The organism is Helicobacter pylori (assembly GCF_017594925.1).
Taxonomy (GTDB): Bacteria; Campylobacterota; Campylobacteria; order Campylobacterales; family Helicobacteraceae; genus Helicobacter; species Helicobacter pylori_DP.
The window spans coordinates 50370-65846 of sequence record NZ_JAALNT010000008.1 but is presented as its reverse complement, the minus strand read 5'-3'; the positions used below and the strand labels follow the sequence as shown (position 1 = coordinate 65846).

Below are 15477 nucleotides of genomic sequence, written 5' to 3'. Positions count from 1 at the left end.
ACAAAAAGCACAGGGGGAATTCCCCATGTTTATAGCAAAGACTTACAAAATTTTTTAATCCCCATCCCACCCCTAGAAATCCAACAAGAGATCGTTAAGATTTTAGATCAATTCTTGGCTTTAACCACCGATTTATTAGCCGGTATCCCAGCTGAAATAGAAGCCCGAAAAAAACAATACGAATACTACCGAGAAAAACTATTGACCTTCAAACCCCTAACCCCACTAAATAACAAAGAGCTTGCGTAAGCAAGTGATATTTTCTAAAAAAAGCGGTCTTGGGGGGTTAGGGGGTTTTTAGTTGGGGGTTGTAGGGGAGAGTTATTTCAAAATACCCCCTATCCCCTTATAAAAAGAATTTGAAATATTTTTTAAAATGAGTTTTAAAATGACAAAGCAAAAAAAGCCCATTTTTAAAAAGTTTTAGTATCACAGAGCCAAAAATAGCGTAATAAAAAAGTTTAAAAATTCTAACGCTTTTTAAAAACAAGCCCTAAAATAGGCGATAAAGCGGTTTTTAATGGCTGTTTTTTACTAGGCGTTTTAACAAACCCTTAAAGGGTTGTTATTTAAAGAGGGTTTAAAGCTTCCACACGATTTCGGTGAAAATATGGCTCCTGTCTTGATCAGTGGCGGGCTGGCTGTCTAATTTTGGCCCGTTCCACCCCATTTTATAGCCTTGATGCATCAACACATTATAATATTCAAATTTAATGTCGGCTGAAAAATTTTTAGTGAATTTATAGCCCAAGTTGAGCGATAGGACTTGTTCGTTCGCTCTAGGCCCATAAGTCAAACGCCCCAATAAACCCCAAAGGAATTTCCTATGCACCCCACCGCCAAAGGCAAACACGGTAAAAGCGTTCGCGTCCATCATGTAAGACAAAGAGTTAAGGGTGTTTGCATAAACGGTGTTCGTCCAAAAGTCAAAGCCCAAGCGGTTACCATGGTAGCCTATCATCCAGTTAGCGTTCCCAAAGGATTTATAAATCCCAAAACCAAAATTGTATTCATTCCATTCAAACTTTTGTTTGATCATCAAGCTGTGCGCGTTCTTACCGGCTGGCATGCCAAATTGATAGGTGTCCCAAAATCTTTTAGCATAAAAGGGATTAAGCACGGTAACATCGGTTTGAGAGCGAAACCCTAAGCCGGTAAAAGTGGGGTTACTATCATAAGTGATCGTGAAGTTAGGGTCGTATTCGTTAAAGGGTGAAAAATAGACAAAAGGCTGAATGCTGAAACCCTTGTAATTCCAAATGATATAAAAGGCATGCACCCCAGGGTTTATGGTTTGCCCGTTTTTAAGAGTGTAGGTTTTAGGCGAATAGAAATTATAAAGCCACTCGTTATAGGCAAAGCCACGGCCAAACGAGCTAAACCACCAGAATTTGAAATTCCCTAAATTTAAGGTCATGTCCAAGCCTTGGTTGTAACCGCTCATATAGTCCGCTGGGGATTCGTACCTCCCGCCCCTAATTTCAAAAATGTCCTTGTAGTTGTAGCGCAAGTAAGCGTTATAAATCACATAGTTTCTGGTGTGATCGGCATAGGTTTTTGCACAAGTGGAAGCCTCTAAAGCTTCTTGATTAGACAACTGCGTCATTTCAGCTTGAGTCATCTTATCGTATTGACCTTGAGTCAAATTCCCTGTGGCTAACCCGCAACTAGCCCATGGTTTTTGCCCTACAAGACCGCCCCAATAGCCCACATAGTTCCAAGTCATAGCCCCATAGGGTTTCCCTGTAACTTCGTTAATAAAATCCTTAGTGGTATCATAAATAACAGCACCCCCCCAACCCCCAAGGCTTCCGTCTAAATGGTGCCCGTTAGCCGTAGCGCTTTTGGGCAAGAGCTCCGTAAAATCCACTTGCATGTAAGCCATGATCGTCATAAAGGTTTCGGTAGGGTAAAGCCCTTTATTAGTGTTGATAGGTTTGTTATTGAAACCGACTTTAGAGAAACTTTCAGCACCCGCTTTAATTTTAGCGATTTTACCCAAATCAAGAGCTTCACTTTGAGAAGAGAATAAAAAAAGAAGCGTTGCGATATTTTTAGCAGATGCAACTTTGTAGTTCATGTGTTTAACCTTTAGTATAAACCAAAAATTCTAAATAGAGTAAGCCAACACCATTCAAAGAAAATTTTTTCTTACAGATCTTAAACATCTAATCAGTCTGTTCATCTTTCGTCCTTTTTTCTACGAAGTCCGACTTACAAAGTTAATTCTTAACTAAGTCGTGCGTTAATACTAGCATAATATTATGGTTTTTTTTAATTTTGAGAATAAAATTTTTCTTTGTTAGTCAAATACAGACACTCAAAGCCTTATTTCATCTCAATATTATTTAATTTTTTAATTTATTCATTCCTTAACACGCTTAAAGCGTCAATAGTAGAAGCTTTTTTAGACGGGTAATAAGAAGAAAGCCCTACGATGATCACAGAACCTATGAGAGTGAGCGTAAAATCCATTAAAGACAAATCTAAAGGCAAAGTGTTGATGCCATAGACATCTGCTGGGAGCGAGATGATAGGGAACACGCTTAAAAGATACATGCTTATAAACGCTAAAACCACCCCAAGAATCACACCGCCCAAACCAATGATATTGCCCAAATAAAAAAAGGTTTTTTGGATTTCTTTCTGGCTACTCCCCATGCTAAAGAGTAGGGCGATTTCTTTACGCCTGTTCATCACCACCATTAAAAGCGAACTGATGATATTCAAAGACGCCATTAAAATAATGAGCATTAGCACAATGAATAACGCTCTTTTTTCTAATTCCATCGCCGAGAAAAAATTCCCGTTTTGTTGCCACCACCCTTCAATGCCTATGCCATGGTGGTTGATGGTTTTTAAAGCGTTGCGTAAATTTTCAATATCCTTCATGGGCGTTTTAGAATAGACATGCACCCCATCATAAAGCCCTAAGGGTAGCCTCCTGATCGCGCTTATAGCTTGAAGGCTAGTATACATGTAGCTCATGTCATAGGATTTTAGCCCCGAATCAAAATCGCCTTTGATAGTAAAGCGTTTCATGATAGGGGAGAGCGTGAGACCTGTTGGCTCTAATTCGGTGAAAAACAAATCGGCTTTTTGATTGAGATCTAAATTCAAGCTGTATCTCAAGCTTTTCCCCACGATCAAATTAAAAGGGTTTTTGAAAAGATCGTTTGTATTAGTGTTTTTTAAAGCGTCATTTAAAACTTCATTAATGCGCCTTTCTTTAGAAAAATCAACCCCAAACACCACGCCACCATTCATGGAATGCGCGCTTTTAATCAGGCTTTGAGTTTGCAAATAGGGGCTAAAAAGCAAATTAGGGAACTTTTTTTCTAAAGCTTGAACCACTTCTTCACTGATCCCATAAGGGCTTGTGGTATAGAGCGTTAAGGGGTAGTTCATCACAAAAAGCTTTTTTTCAAATTCCTTACTCATGCCGTTCATGATCGCCATAGCCACAATCAAAACCATCACGCCAACCGCCACGCCGAAAAAGGCTAATAAAGCGGTGATACTAATAAATGGCTGGCTTTTATCAAAACGCAAATAACGCTTGATAAGGAAAAAGATTAAGGATCTATTTGGCAAATAAGCCCTTTTTAGGCCCGCTTTTAGCGCAACAATCTTTGTATTTCTTGCCGCTTTGACAAGGGCAAGGCTCGTTTCTTTTAGGGGTTTTAGAAAAAGCTTTCATGGCCACATTCAAATCTTCATCTAAAGTTTCTTCATGGCGGTAAGTTACGCTCTCATGCTCTCTTTCTTCGCTAAAATTATCCAAATAATGCTCGGCATCGCTAGAATCTTGCTCGTTTTCAAACTGGATTTTAGAAAAGGTTTTGATCGCTTCCATTTTAATGTCTTCAATGAATTCTAAGAAAAGGTTGTAACTCTCTTTTTTGTATTCTACGAGAGGGTCTTTTTGGTTATAGCCTCTCAAATTGATACCGGTTTTGAGATTATCCATCGTGTAAAGGTGCTCTCGCCATGCGTTGTCTAAAATCTGCAAATACACGATGCGTTCGATCCGGCTTCTTTGTTCGCTATCTAAAACTTTCATTTTGTTTTCATAATCGCTTTTGAGTTTTTCAGCCACAAATTTTTCAATAGGAGCGGCTTTTTTTAAATCTTCTAATGCAACATGAGCGTTAAAATCTTCTTTTAAGACGTTTTTAAGCCCTAAAAGTTCCTCTTCAGACAGGTTTTGATGGTCAAAGGCTTTGAGTTTAGAAAAGATTTGATTGAGCGCGTATTCTCTGTTTTCAGCGATTTTAGCACTAATATCGTAATTGGCATCTAATAATTCATCTCTAAATTTATACACGCTTTTTCGTTGCTCATTAGCGACATCATCGTATTCTAACAAATGCTTACGGCTTTCAAAATGCAAGTTTTCCACTTTTTTTTGTGCATTTTCCACCGCTCTTGTTACAAGCTTGGATTCAATGTGTTCGCCGTCTTTAAGCCCTAATTTTTCCATCACCCCCTTAATCCTATCGCTCCCAAAAATGCGTAACAGATTGTCTTCTAAACTCAAATAAAATTGGCTTGTTCCCGGATCGCCTTGGCGCCCGCTTCGCCCCCTTAATTGGTTGTCAATCCTGCGGCTCTCATGCCTTTCAGTGCCAATGATATACAGCCCCCCAAGCTCTTTAATTTCATTAGTGAGTTTAATATCAACGCCCCTGCCTGCCATGTTAGTCGCAATCGTAACCGCCCCTTTAAGCCCGGCGTCTTTGATGATTTCAGCTTCTTTGGTGTGCTGCTTGGCGTTTAAAACGGTGTGAGGGATGCGTTCTTTTTTGAGTAAAGCGTGTAAGGTTTCACTCTTTTCAATGCTAGCCGTGCCAACTAGAACGGGCTGACCCTTATCGTGCAATTCTTTAATTTTAAGGATCACAGCGTCAAATTTTTCTTTTTCACTCTTATAGATGAGATCGTTCAAATCTTTCCGCTTGATCGCTAGATTAGTAGGGATAGACACCACTTCTAAATTGTAGATTTCTAAAAATTCTGTGGCTTCGGTTTGAGCCGTGCCTGTCATGCCTGAAAGTTTAGAAAACATCCTGAAATAATTTTGGAAAGTGATATCGGCTAAGGTTTGGCTCTCTTCTTTAATGCTCACGCCCTCTTTAGCCTCTAAAGCTTGGTGTAAGCCCTCACTAAAGCGCCTCCCCTCAGACAAACGGCCGGTAAATTCATCTACAATCACCACTTCATTATTGGCTACAATATAATCTTTATCAATAAAAAAGAGGTAATTCGCTTTCAAAGCTTGGTCTAAATGGTGCGATAAGGCGGCGTTTTCAATCTTGTATAAATTATCCACGCCAAAGAGGTTTTCGGCTTTTTTAATCCCCTCTTCAGTGATTAAAATCGCACGGTTTTTTTCATCTATGGTGAAATCTATTTCCACTTGCATGCTTTTAGCGACTTCATCAGCCTTGTTGTAATTTTCCATGCGCCTATCCACAGGCCCTGAAATGATTAAGGGGGTTCTCGCTTCATCAATTAAAATGGAATCCACCTCATCAACAATAGCGAACGCATGCGATTTTTGCACCTTATGCTCTAAAGAATATTTCATGTTATCCCTTAGATAATCAAAGCCAAATTCATTATTAGTGCCATAAACAATGTCTTTAGAATAAATTTCTAAGCGCTCATCATCATCGCGCACGCTCGCAGTGATCGTGCCTACGCTATAACCTAAGAAATGATACAACGGCTCCATTTCTTTAGAGTCCCTATGGGCTAGGTAATCATTAACGGTTACCACATACACGCTCTCGCCCTTTAAAGCGTTCAAAGCCACCGCTAAAGTAGCGACTAAAGTTTTACCCTCTCCGGTTTTCATTTCAGCGATTTTGCCATCGTTTAAGACCATGCCCCCAATGAGTTGTACATCAAAATGGCGCATCTTTAAGATCCTTTTGCTCGCTTCTCTAGTGATAGCAAAACTTTCTGGTAAGACTTCTAAAAGGGTTTTTTCTTGCAAATCTTTTTCTACGGATCGCACGCGATTTTTTAATTCTTCAAAAGCGTTTTGCAGTTCAACATCGCTCATTTTTTCATAAGTAGGCTCTAAGGCGTTGATGGCTAGGACTTTTTTTTTGTATTGTTTGATCCAGCGATCGTTTCTGGTGCCAATGATTTTTCCAATGATTGCTTTTATCATGGTAGTAGTAACCTTTTAAGAGTGCTTCAATCCCATTTATTTGATTAAAGCGTCAGTTTTTAATCCCATTTTAGCATGGATAAAATAAAAGTCTTGTAAAATAAAGGGTTTTATTAAAGATGAGAGATTATTTTAAGGTTTGATTAATGAAAGCTTTTTTAAAGATTTGCATGGTTTTGATTTTTATGGGTGCCGCTCATGCTAAAAATCCTTCAACCCTTTCTAAAGAAGAAGAGGTTTTACAAAATTTGCAAAGTTTTAGCGCGAGTTTCAAGCAAGTGTTAAAAAATGAAAAACCCTTAGTTTATTATGGGATTTTAAAGGCTAAAGCCCCTAATTGGGCTTTATGGGTTTATGAAAAACCCTTAAAAAAAGAAATTTACATGAACGATAAGGAAGTGGTGGTTTATGAGCCTAATTTATTCCAAGCGACTATCACGCCCTTAAAAGACAAGACGGATTTTTTCACCATTCTCAAGCGGTTAAAAAAGCAAGATGACGGATCGTTTCAAACGACTATCAACAAGACCACTTATCGTTTGGTTTTTAAAGACGGCAAGCCTTTTTCGTTGGAATTTAGAGATGAAATGAATAATCTTGTTATGATCACTTTTTCTCAAGCAGAAATCAACCCTAAAATCCCTAATGAAATCTTTGTCTTTAAGCCTAAAGATGAAAACATTGATATTGTGTGCCAGTGATTTTTAGCCGCTCATTAATAAAAATTAGTTAAAATAGACAAGCTTTTAAAATCATGGGGCTGACTTGGATTTCGACAGATTTCTTGTCGCACAGATAGCATGCCAAGCGCTGCTTGTAAAACAGCAACAAAAATAACTGTAAACAACGCAGATTACGCTCCAGCTTACGCTAAAGCTGCGTGAGTTAATCTCCTTTTGGAGCTGGACTGATTAGAATTTCTAGCGTTTTAATCGCTCCATAACCTTAAGCTAGACGCTTTTAAAAGGTGGTTCGCCTTTTAAACTAAGAAAAAGAACTCTTGAAACTATCTCAAGGTTTTAGAAAGTTGGACCAGAGCTAGTTTTAAGGCTAAAAACTAACCAATTTTCTAAGCATTGTAGAAGTTTGTGTTTAGGACAAGATTTTTGGACTGGGGTTCGATTCCCCACAGCTCCACCATATTAAAAAAGTATCATTTTTATAGCGTATTGAAGGAAGGTAAATGCAGAAGTTTTTCTCTCTTTTTAGAAGGTGGGCGTTGCCCTTTTATTTTGTGAGCGCTTTAGCAGCGATTGATATTGATGAAGTAACAGAAGCTCAAGCTAACAGCATTAAATTAAGCGATCAGTTAGTGAGCCTGAGCGATAAGCTTTTAGAAAAAGCGGTGGATAGGGGGCGAAACACCGATCACTTAAAAGATCTTAACGATTTGCATGAAAAAATCAAACATTTGCGCTTGATTTTAGAGCCTAAGCCTAAGGACAAAGAAAATAATCCTAACTTAAAAGATCATCAAGGCTCTGAAACGATTGAAATCGGCGAAGCGATTAAAAAGGCTTTAGGCGAGCCGGTATTCCCCCAAGACGCGCTAGATGCCGCTTTGCAAATTGACAAACAGTTGGATTCTTTCAAGCAAGACAATTCGATTGATGTTAAGCCCTTAAAAGATGTTTTAGCCCAGCTAGAAGCCGAATTGAGAAAAGCCATTGATTTCCAAAAACAATGGCTCAATTCTACCAAACCTAATTGATAGGGTTTAAAAAAAGAATTTCATGCTAGCCATAAGGTTACTCCTATCTTGTGCGTCAGCCTTAAAGGCTTTGTTGAAAGGGCCAGTGAGATAGTCTAATCTATAGCCGTTGTGCATGCTGACCACATAGTATTCTAAATTCACATCAAAGTTAGCAAAAGAACCCCATTTATAGCCCAAGTTCAAGTTGATGGATCTTTCGCTCGCTCTAGTGGCATGAGTGTATCTGCCTAAAATACCCCATAAAAACCCTCTATACACCCCCCCACCAAAGACATACCCGCTAACAGAGTCTGCGGTAATAGCGTTACTAAAGACCCCACCATAAACGCTGTTATTTCTATAATTAAAAGGGATGGGGTTACCATACCAGCCAATCCTTGCGTTAGCGTTGCCAAAATTTTGGTAATAACCAAAGCCAAAGTTAAATTCGTTGTAGTTAAAGCTTTGTTGGATTAAAAGCGATGCGCCCCACTCGCCAATCTTAGAGTTACGCCAATACACATTGTATAAATCTTTAGCATAAACAGGGAAAATCACATTAATAGTGGTTTGAGCCCTTAGCCCTAAGCCTTTAAATTTCGGGTTGCTGTCAATATGGATTTTAACACCGGGTGCTCCGTAAATCTTAGGCGAAAAATAAGCAAAAGGCATGACTTGAACATGCTTGCTAGAAAAATAGAGTTGCGCGGCATGGATGCCATCATCAACTTCTTTTCTGCCATCTTCAGTTACAATAGGGGCATACCAATCCCGTATCCATTGCCCAAAAGCCAACGCCCTCCCAAAAGAGCTAAACCATTTTAACGCTATTTTAGAATTGATTTTATAATCCAGTTCAAAACCCTGTGTGTAGGAACTCATAAAATCCATGTTAGAAAGATAACGCCCTAATTTTAAGTGGAATTTATCGCCATAAGAATAAAACAGATAGGAGTTATACAGCACATAATTACGGGTGTGAGCGTCAGATTCTATGAGGGAGTCTTTCCAAGGAGCGTTGCCTAAAAACCCCCACCAACGCCCTATGAGGTAAAAAAGTTCTGAGCCATAGATTTGATGCGTGGCTTGGTCTATGAGCGTTTTGGTGGAATCGTAAGCGAACGCTCCTAAAATCCCCCCAACGCCTATTTTTAGGCTGTGTTTTTCAATGTTTTTAGGGAGCAGATTGGAATCCACTTGAAGCTTGATCGTGGCGGTTACAAAGGTGGCTGTAGGGAAAATCCCTTCTTTGGAATTGAGTTTGGAATGGTTAAACCCCACTTTAGAAAAAGATTCCGCTACCCCGCTAAACTTATAATCAAAAGCCAATAAAGGGCTTTGATTATAAAGAATAGAAACAAACAATAGAGATAATTTTTGAAATTTTAACACAGAATAACCTTTGTTTAATTTTCGCTCGCATCATATTCCAATTTTATTAAAAAACCCATTAAAAATAAAAGTATTCAAATAATTATCTAAATATTATTCTTTTTTTGTTTCGCTTTCGTTTTGTATCGGCTCAAAAGAATACCCCAAAGCCTGATAGATTTGATTGTGGTAACGGACTTGATTGTCTTCTAAACTTTCTTGAAAAGATTTTTTAAAATGCGGATCTAGCGTGTTTAAAAACATCTCTAGCCCTATCGCGCTGGAATAATTCACCCAATCATGCCTTAAATCGCTCTCTAATAAGGAAGCGTATTCTATCAGCGTTTCATCGCTGTTTTGTAAGGCATTGACAATGAATAAATTTTTCCTGTCTTTAGGCTGGGTGAGCAAGAGTAAAGAGGGGTTGAAATTGATTTGTGTGGAAAGGATTTTAAGAGGCTTATACTCTAAAAGCCCTATTTGAGAAAGGATCAGACCGCTTTTAGTGGTAGGGGTGTTCAAAATCAAGGTAGAATTTTTAAAAAACGCATCATGTTTTCTAAAATTTTTAGAAAAACTGGTCGCTTGTTTGTAAGAAATGTTTTCTTGGTGCTTGACTTCAACGTTTAAAGACTCCGTGATTTGCCTCAAGCGTTCGCCTATCAGGCCATCATCATCGTATTCAATCACGGGCGAATTAGGGCTAATGAAAGCTGTTAGCATGCCTAATTGCTCTTTATAATCAATCCCCCCAAAATACAAGCGTTCGCTTAAAGAAGGCTCGGTATGATTTTCCAATTGCGTTTTATTCACCGTAGGCACATAAGTAGGGGTATTGATAGTCGTGTTTTGGAGCAAATTTTCCACGCCCTCTTTAGTCAATAAAGCGATGATAAAGGGGAATTTTTCTTTTTCAATTTCTTTATAGGTTTGCTCTAATTTTTCAGGGCTTTCTTCATCGCTGTCAAAGACTTGGATATTGAAATCGTTGTTTCTGGTGTTCAAATACGCTAAAAGGGTGTTCATCACCGAAATGGCATAACGCCCCACCACCTTTTTAGGCAGTAAAATCGCTAATTCAATCTTAGGCCCATAGTTTTCTTTAGCTGGGGTTTGAGAAGCGATGGATACGGGGTTGAGTTTGTTTAAGATGTTCTTGTAATAAGTTTTAAGGCTCTCATCTTGGTTGTTGTTATCGTATTGGGACACAAAAGAAAAGATTTGATTTTGCAGCATCAAGTCTTTCAAGCACTCCAAAGAGCAAGGCTCTGTCTTAATGATTTGCTGGTGCGCTGGGGGCAAAGGGGAAAACAGATAGCTTTTGGCATGCAAATTTATCATACAAACAATTAAAAAAAACAATAAAAAGCGTTTGAAAAATCTTTTTCTTAAGGCGTATGGCATTTTTTAATATCTTTAAAATGAATTTCCTAAAACCTTATTATAGGACATTTAGCCCTAACAAGGGGATTAATTTTACCCCTACAATCCAATTAAAGAGGATTTTTCTAAGGCGTGTTGGGATTGAATGCCCTAGATGATCAAACCCTGTAAAATCCCTATTATAGGGATACAGAGCTAAAACCAAACCTCCCCCAACTTTAATTTTTCCAACCATTAAAGGATTGAATGGTCATCAAAGGATTGAATGGCGCATGCTTTTCATGCTTTGATGATCCTCTAGCGCCAATTATAAATATAAGGCCTTAAGCTAATGCAGTAATCCCTAGTGCTTAATATATCCTTACGCATGTCCCCTAATTGCCCAGATAAGACTTCTTGCACTTTTCTTAATTGGTTAATCTCCGTGTTTTGTGCACTGATGATTTTTTTTAAATCCCTTATTTCTTTAATCAAATCCGCATTACTGATCGCTTTATTGGCTTGCACCGGATCCGCACTTAAAAAACCTAACGCCACGCATAAACTCACAACGACTTTTTTCACCACCGCTCTCCTTTTTATCCTCTCCCAACACTCAGTCATAGCTAAACAAAAAGGGATCACCCCTTTTAATGAAAATAAAACTAGAGCCTGAAATTCTCCATTAAGTTAAAGTTCATGTAGCGATAGATCTTGTCTTTTTGGCTCTCTAGCTTTTCGCTCACTAAATTCATGTATTCTTCTTTAGTGGGGATTCGCCCTAGTAAAGCGCACGCCGCCCCAAGCTCCGCGCTGCCTAAATACACTTTAGCCCCTCTACCCATACGATTATCAAAATTCCGTGTGGAAGTGGAAAAGACGACCGCATTATCCCTAACCCTCGCTTGATTGCCCATGCACAAGCTACAGCCTGGGACTTCAGTCCTTGCCCCGGCAGCCCCAAAAATCGCATAATAGCCCTCATTGATAAGCTCTTGTTCGTCCATTTTACTGGGTGGCACTACCCAAAGGCGTGCTTGACTAGGAGGGGCGTTTTTAACGATTTCACCAAAGGCTCTGAAATGCCCGATATTTGTCATGCAAGAGCCAATAAACACTTCATCAATAGCGTGGGGTCTTTTGCCGGTCGTATCCGCTAAAACTTCGCTCAAAGTAGCGACATCATCAGGGTCATTAGGGCAAGCTAAAATAGGCTCCGTGATTTCTGCCACATCAATTTCAATGATAGCGGCGTATTGGGCGTTACTATCTGGCTCTAACAATACCGGATTATCCACCCAAGCTTGCATCGCGTCTCTGCGTTTTTTCAAAGTCTCTTTATCTTCATAACCGCTTGCAATCATCTCATCAATCAGCTTGATATTGGATTTCAAGTATTCAATCATCGGCTCTTTATTCAAACGCACCACGCAAGCGGCCGCGCTCCTTTCTGCGCTCGCATCGCTTAGTTCAAAAGCCTGCTCCATTTTAATATCAGGCAAGCCTTCAATCTCTAAAATACGCCCATTAAAGACATTGATTTTACCCTTTTTCTCCACCGTGAGCAACCCTTTTTTGATGGCATAATAAGGGATCGCATTCACTAAATCCCTTAAGGTGATCCCAGGATTCATTTCCCCTTTAAAACGCACCAACACGGATTCTGGCATGTTCAATGGCATCGTGCCTGTAACCGCTGCAAAAGCGACTAGCCCGCTCCCTGCCGGGAAACTAATGCCTAAAGGGAAACGGGTGTGGCTATCCCCCCCTGTGCCTAAAGTGTCAGGCAATCCCATGCGATTTAGCCATGTATGGATCACGCCATCGCCCGGATGCAACGCCACGCCACCTCTTTGAGTGATAAAGCTAGGCAAGGTTGCATGCAAACTCACATCGCTAGGCTTTGGGTAAGCGGCGGTATGACAAAAACTCTGCAACACAAAAGGCGCATCAAATTTCAAACTCGCCAATTCTTTAACCTCATCTCTAGTCATCGCCCCTGTGGTGTCTTGACTGCCCACGGTGGTAACCTTTGGCTCACAATAAGCGCCAGGCAAGATCCCTTTTACCCCACAAGCATGGCCTACAATTTTTTGGGCTAAAGTGTAGCCTTTAGCATCGCTTTTAGGAGCGGCTGGCTTTTTGAACGCTTCAGATTCGCCTAGCCCTAAAAATTTACGCGCTTTATTCGTCAAACCCCTACCAATGATTAAAGGGATACGCCCAGAAGCCCTAACTTCATCTAACAAAGTTTCAGGCTCTAGCTTAAAGGTGCTAACCACTTTATCATTGAGCGTGATTTCGCCTTTATAAGGATAGATTTTAATCAAATCGCCCTCTTTTAGATCCTTAACATCAGCCACAATGGGTAACGCCCCGCTATCTTCACAAGTCGCAAAGAAAATCGGAGCGATCACCCCTCCAATCACAATGCCCCCACTCCTTTTATTAGGCACAAAAGGAATGTCCTTACCAAAATGCCACATGATAGAGTTAGTCGCGCTTTTTCTAGAGCTTCCTGTGCCAACCACATCGCCCACATACGCTACAGGAACGCCTTTAGTTTTAATGGCTTTTATGCGTTGTTCGTAATTTTCAATCCGGTTTTTTAGCATGGCTTTGGCGTGTAAAGGAATATCGCTTCGTGTGAAAGCATCGCTCGCTGGGCTTAAATCATCGGTATTGGTTTCGCCATCAATCTTAAACACGCACGCTTCAATGCATTCATTCAAAGGCTCTTTATTCAAAAACCATTCGGCGTTCGCCCAAGACTCTAGCACCTCTTTAGCCAAAGCGTTAGTTTTACTCATTGCAGCGATTTTATCAAACGATCCATAGACTAAAAGAGTGGTTTTTAAAGCTTTCGCACTCTCTTTAGCGATGTTTTTGTCTTGACTTTCTAAGCCCATAATCAAAGGCTCTACATTATACCCCCCAAGCATCGTGCCTAAAAGAGTGGTCGCTTCTAAAGCGCTAATGTGCGCGCATTCTAGTTTTTTTTGAGACAATTGGGCTAAAAATTCCGCTTTGACTTTCGCCCCCTCATCAACCCCAGGGCTTACCCTGTGAATGAGTAATTCTTTAGCAAAAGCGGCGTTTGTAGGATCTTTCATCAAAATCTCAACGACAGCCTCCACTTGTTTAGCGCTTAAAGGGAGTGGCGGAATACCCTCACTTTCTCTTTCTGAAACGCTTTTTTTATAATCTTCTAAAAAATCTTTCATCATTTCTCCTTTTTAAATGGCATTATTGGCTAATGCCCTAATCATTTGCCCCATGATAACAAAACTCTTTTTACTTTTAGTTAAGTTGTAAGAAACTTTAGCTACCATGCGATACAAAAAAGGATTTTAAGTGCGTTTTGGTAAAATTGATTATTTGAACATGCTCCCTTTTGATGTGTTTATCAAATCTTACCCCACCCCTTGTTATTTCAAACAATTTTTACGGCTTAAAAAAACCTACCCTTCCAAACTCAATAAGAGTTTTTTATTCAGGCGTATTGATGCGGGGTTTATTTCTTCTATCGCTGGCTATTCATTCGCTCTTTGTTCTTATTCTCTAGGCATTGTCGCTTATAAGGAAGTTTTAAGCGTGTTGGTTGTGGATACAAAAAACGCTTTTGATAAAGAAAGCGCTTCTTCAAACGCCCTCTCTCAAGTGCTAGGGTTAAAAGGCGAAGTGTTAATCGGCAATAAAGCACTGCAGTTTTATTATTCCAACCCTAAAAAAGATTTTATAGATTTAGCCGCTCTTTGGTATGAAAAAAAACGCTTACCGTTTGTTTTTGGGCGTTTGTGTTATTATCAAAACAAGGATTTTTACAAGCGCTTGTCTTTAGCTTTCAAGCATCAAAAAACAAAAATCCCTTACTATATCCTTAAAGAAGCCGCTTTAAAAACCAACTTGAAACGCCAAGATATTCTAAACTACTTGCAAAAAATTTACTACACTTTAGGCAAAAAGGAACAATCAGGCCTTAAAGCGTTCTATCGTGAATTGTTATTCAAACGCATTCAAAAACCCAAGCGCTTTTAGTGATTCGCTGAGAATGTAGGCTTAAAATTCAGAAAGGGTGTTTTTAAGCAAGATTAGGTTACAATCACAAGTTTTATTAAAATTTTATTAATTAATTAAGAAGGGATCATGCAAGCAAAGATAAAAAACAAACGGGTTTTGGTGAAATTTTCTGGGGAAGCGTTAGCTGGGGACAACCAGTTTGGGATTGACATTCATGTGTTAGATCACATCGCTAAAGAGATCAAAAGTTTAGTGGAAAACGATATTGAAGTGGGTATTGTGATTGGTGGAGGCAATATCATTAGGGGGGTTAGCGCGGCTCAAGGGGGGATTATTAGGCGCACCAGTGGGGATTATATGGGCATGTTAGCCACCGTGATTAATGCGGTAGCCATGCAAGAAGCTTTAGAGCATATCGGCTTAGACACAAGGGTGCAGAGCGCGATTGAAATCAAAGAAATTTGTGAAAGTTACATTTACAGGAAAGCGATCAGGCATTTAGAAAAGGGTAGGGTGGTGATTTTTGGCGCAGGCACGGGAAACCCGTTTTTCACTACGGATACGGCTGCCACTTTAAGAGCGATTGAAATTGGATCGGATTTAATCATTAAAGCGACTAAAGTGGATGGCATTTACGATAAAGACCCTAACAAATTTAAAGACGCTAAAAAATTAGACACTTTAAGCTATAACGATGCCTTGATAGGGGATATTGAAGTGATGGACGATACCGCCATTTCTTTAGCTAAAGACAATAAGCTCCCCATTGTGGTGTGTAACATGTTCAAAAAAGGGAATTTATTGCAAGTGATTAAGCACCAACAAGGCGTGTTTTCTATGGTAAAATAAG

General features: G+C 39.6%; 12 protein-coding genes and 1 other RNA gene. 6 read left to right on the top strand and 7 right to left on the bottom strand.

Annotation, left to right across the window (positions count from 1 at the left end; all coding sequences use genetic code 11):
* Positions 1 to 249 (top strand): restriction endonuclease subunit S (locus tag G6069_RS04445; RefSeq protein WP_197293499.1); only part of this gene is annotated, 249 nt, incomplete at its 5' end.
* Between the two features lie 331 nt (positions 250 to 580).
* On the opposite strand, the gene hofF is transcribed toward G6069_RS04445, so the two are convergent.
* The 3 genes from hofF to secA all read right to left on the bottom strand — a co-directional run bounded on the left by hofF (position 581) and on the right by secA (position 6181).
* Positions 581 to 2080: an outer membrane beta-barrel protein HofF gene (hofF, locus tag G6069_RS04440; RefSeq protein ID WP_079334654.1), complete on the bottom strand. Its 1500-nt coding sequence runs from the start codon at positions 2078 to 2080 to the stop codon at positions 581 to 583.
* A gap of 281 nt (positions 2081 to 2361) precedes the next feature.
* The gene (locus tag G6069_RS04435) at positions 2362 to 3594 is read right to left on the bottom strand and encodes an FtsX-like permease family protein (protein WP_197293498.1); all 1233 of its coding nucleotides are present in this window, start codon (positions 3592 to 3594) and stop codon (positions 2362 to 2364) included.
* Positions 3584 to 6181, bottom strand: coding sequence for a preprotein translocase subunit SecA (secA, locus tag G6069_RS04430; RefSeq protein ID WP_197293497.1), 2598 nt, complete (start codon positions 6179 to 6181; stop codon positions 3584 to 3586). Before secA ends, G6069_RS04435 begins: the two co-directional genes overlap by 11 nt.
* A 146-nt stretch (positions 6182 to 6327) precedes the next feature.
* On the opposite strand from secA, the gene lolA reads away from it, so the two are divergent.
* The 3 genes from lolA to G6069_RS04415 all read left to right on the top strand — a co-directional run bounded on the left by lolA (position 6328) and on the right by G6069_RS04415 (position 7892).
* Positions 6328 to 6882: a LolA-like outer membrane lipoprotein chaperone gene (gene lolA / locus G6069_RS04425; RefSeq protein WP_197293496.1), complete on the top strand. Its 555-nt coding sequence runs from the start codon at positions 6328 to 6330 to the stop codon at positions 6880 to 6882.
* Positions 6883 to 6937: 55 nt separating this feature from the next.
* Positions 6938 to 7321, top strand: a transfer-messenger RNA (tmRNA) gene (ssrA, locus tag G6069_RS04420).
* Between the two features lie 43 nt (positions 7322 to 7364).
* The gene (locus G6069_RS04415) at positions 7365 to 7892 is read left to right on the top strand and encodes a hypothetical protein (protein WP_079369247.1); all 528 of its coding nucleotides are present in this window, start codon (positions 7365 to 7367) and stop codon (positions 7890 to 7892) included.
* 6 nt (positions 7893 to 7898) lie between these two features.
* Here G6069_RS04415 and G6069_RS04410 read toward each other — a convergent pair whose 3' ends face one another.
* The 4 genes from G6069_RS04410 to acnB form a co-directional block, all read right to left on the bottom strand.
* Complete coding sequence (locus G6069_RS04410) at positions 7899 to 9266, bottom strand: outer membrane family protein (RefSeq protein ID WP_197293495.1); 1368 nt, start codon at positions 9264 to 9266, stop codon at positions 7899 to 7901.
* A gap of 93 nt (positions 9267 to 9359) precedes the next feature.
* Positions 9360 to 10649, bottom strand: coding sequence for an IS701 family transposase (locus G6069_RS04405; RefSeq protein ID WP_197293494.1), 1290 nt, complete (start codon positions 10647 to 10649; stop codon positions 9360 to 9362).
* A gap of 276 nt (positions 10650 to 10925) precedes the next feature.
* A complete protein-coding gene (locus tag G6069_RS04400; protein ID WP_197293506.1) occupies positions 10926 to 11231 on the bottom strand; it encodes a hypothetical protein in 306 nt (101 codons plus the stop codon).
* Positions 11232 to 11272: 41 nt separating this feature from the next.
* Positions 11273 to 13831: a bifunctional aconitate hydratase 2/2-methylisocitrate dehydratase gene (gene acnB, locus G6069_RS04395; RefSeq protein ID WP_197293505.1), complete on the bottom strand. Its 2559-nt coding sequence runs from the start codon at positions 13829 to 13831 to the stop codon at positions 11273 to 11275.
* Between the two features lie 130 nt (positions 13832 to 13961).
* Here acnB and G6069_RS04390 point away from each other — a divergent pair, with 130 nt between their 5' ends.
* On the top strand, positions 13962 to 14645 hold the full coding sequence (locus tag G6069_RS04390; RefSeq protein ID WP_197293493.1) for an MqnA/MqnD/SBP family protein: 684 nt from the start codon (positions 13962 to 13964) through the stop codon (positions 14643 to 14645).
* 108 nt (positions 14646 to 14753) lie between these two features.
* Complete coding sequence (gene pyrH, locus G6069_RS04385; protein WP_001148056.1) at positions 14754 to 15476, top strand: UMP kinase; 723 nt, start codon at positions 14754 to 14756, stop codon at positions 15474 to 15476.
* Position 15477: the final 1 nt, after the last annotated feature.

Excerpts from the sequence above, each read along its gene's own strand:
- hofF (WP_079334654.1), bottom strand. The coding sequence starts at position 2,080 with ATGAACTACAAAGTTGCATCTGCTAAAAATATCGCAACGCTTCTTTTT.
- secA (WP_197293497.1), bottom strand. The coding sequence starts at position 6,181 with ATGATAAAAGCAATCATTGGAAAAATCATTGGCACCAGAAACGATCGC.
- lolA (WP_197293496.1), top strand. The coding sequence starts at position 6,328 with ATGAAAGCTTTTTTAAAGATTTGCATGGTTTTGATTTTTATGGGTGCC.
- G6069_RS04415 (WP_079369247.1), top strand. The coding sequence starts at position 7,365 with ATGCAGAAGTTTTTCTCTCTTTTTAGAAGGTGGGCGTTGCCCTTTTAT.
- G6069_RS04405 (WP_197293494.1), bottom strand. The coding sequence starts at position 10,649 with ATGCCATACGCCTTAAGAAAAAGATTTTTCAAACGCTTTTTATTGTTT.
- G6069_RS04400 (WP_197293506.1), bottom strand. The coding sequence starts at position 11,231 with ATGACTGAGTGTTGGGAGAGGATAAAAAGGAGAGCGGTGGTGAAAAAA.
- acnB (WP_197293505.1), bottom strand. The coding sequence starts at position 13,831 with ATGAAAGATTTTTTAGAAGATTATAAAAAAAGCGTTTCAGAAAGAGAA.
- pyrH (WP_001148056.1), top strand. The coding sequence starts at position 14,754 with ATGCAAGCAAAGATAAAAAACAAACGGGTTTTGGTGAAATTTTCTGGG.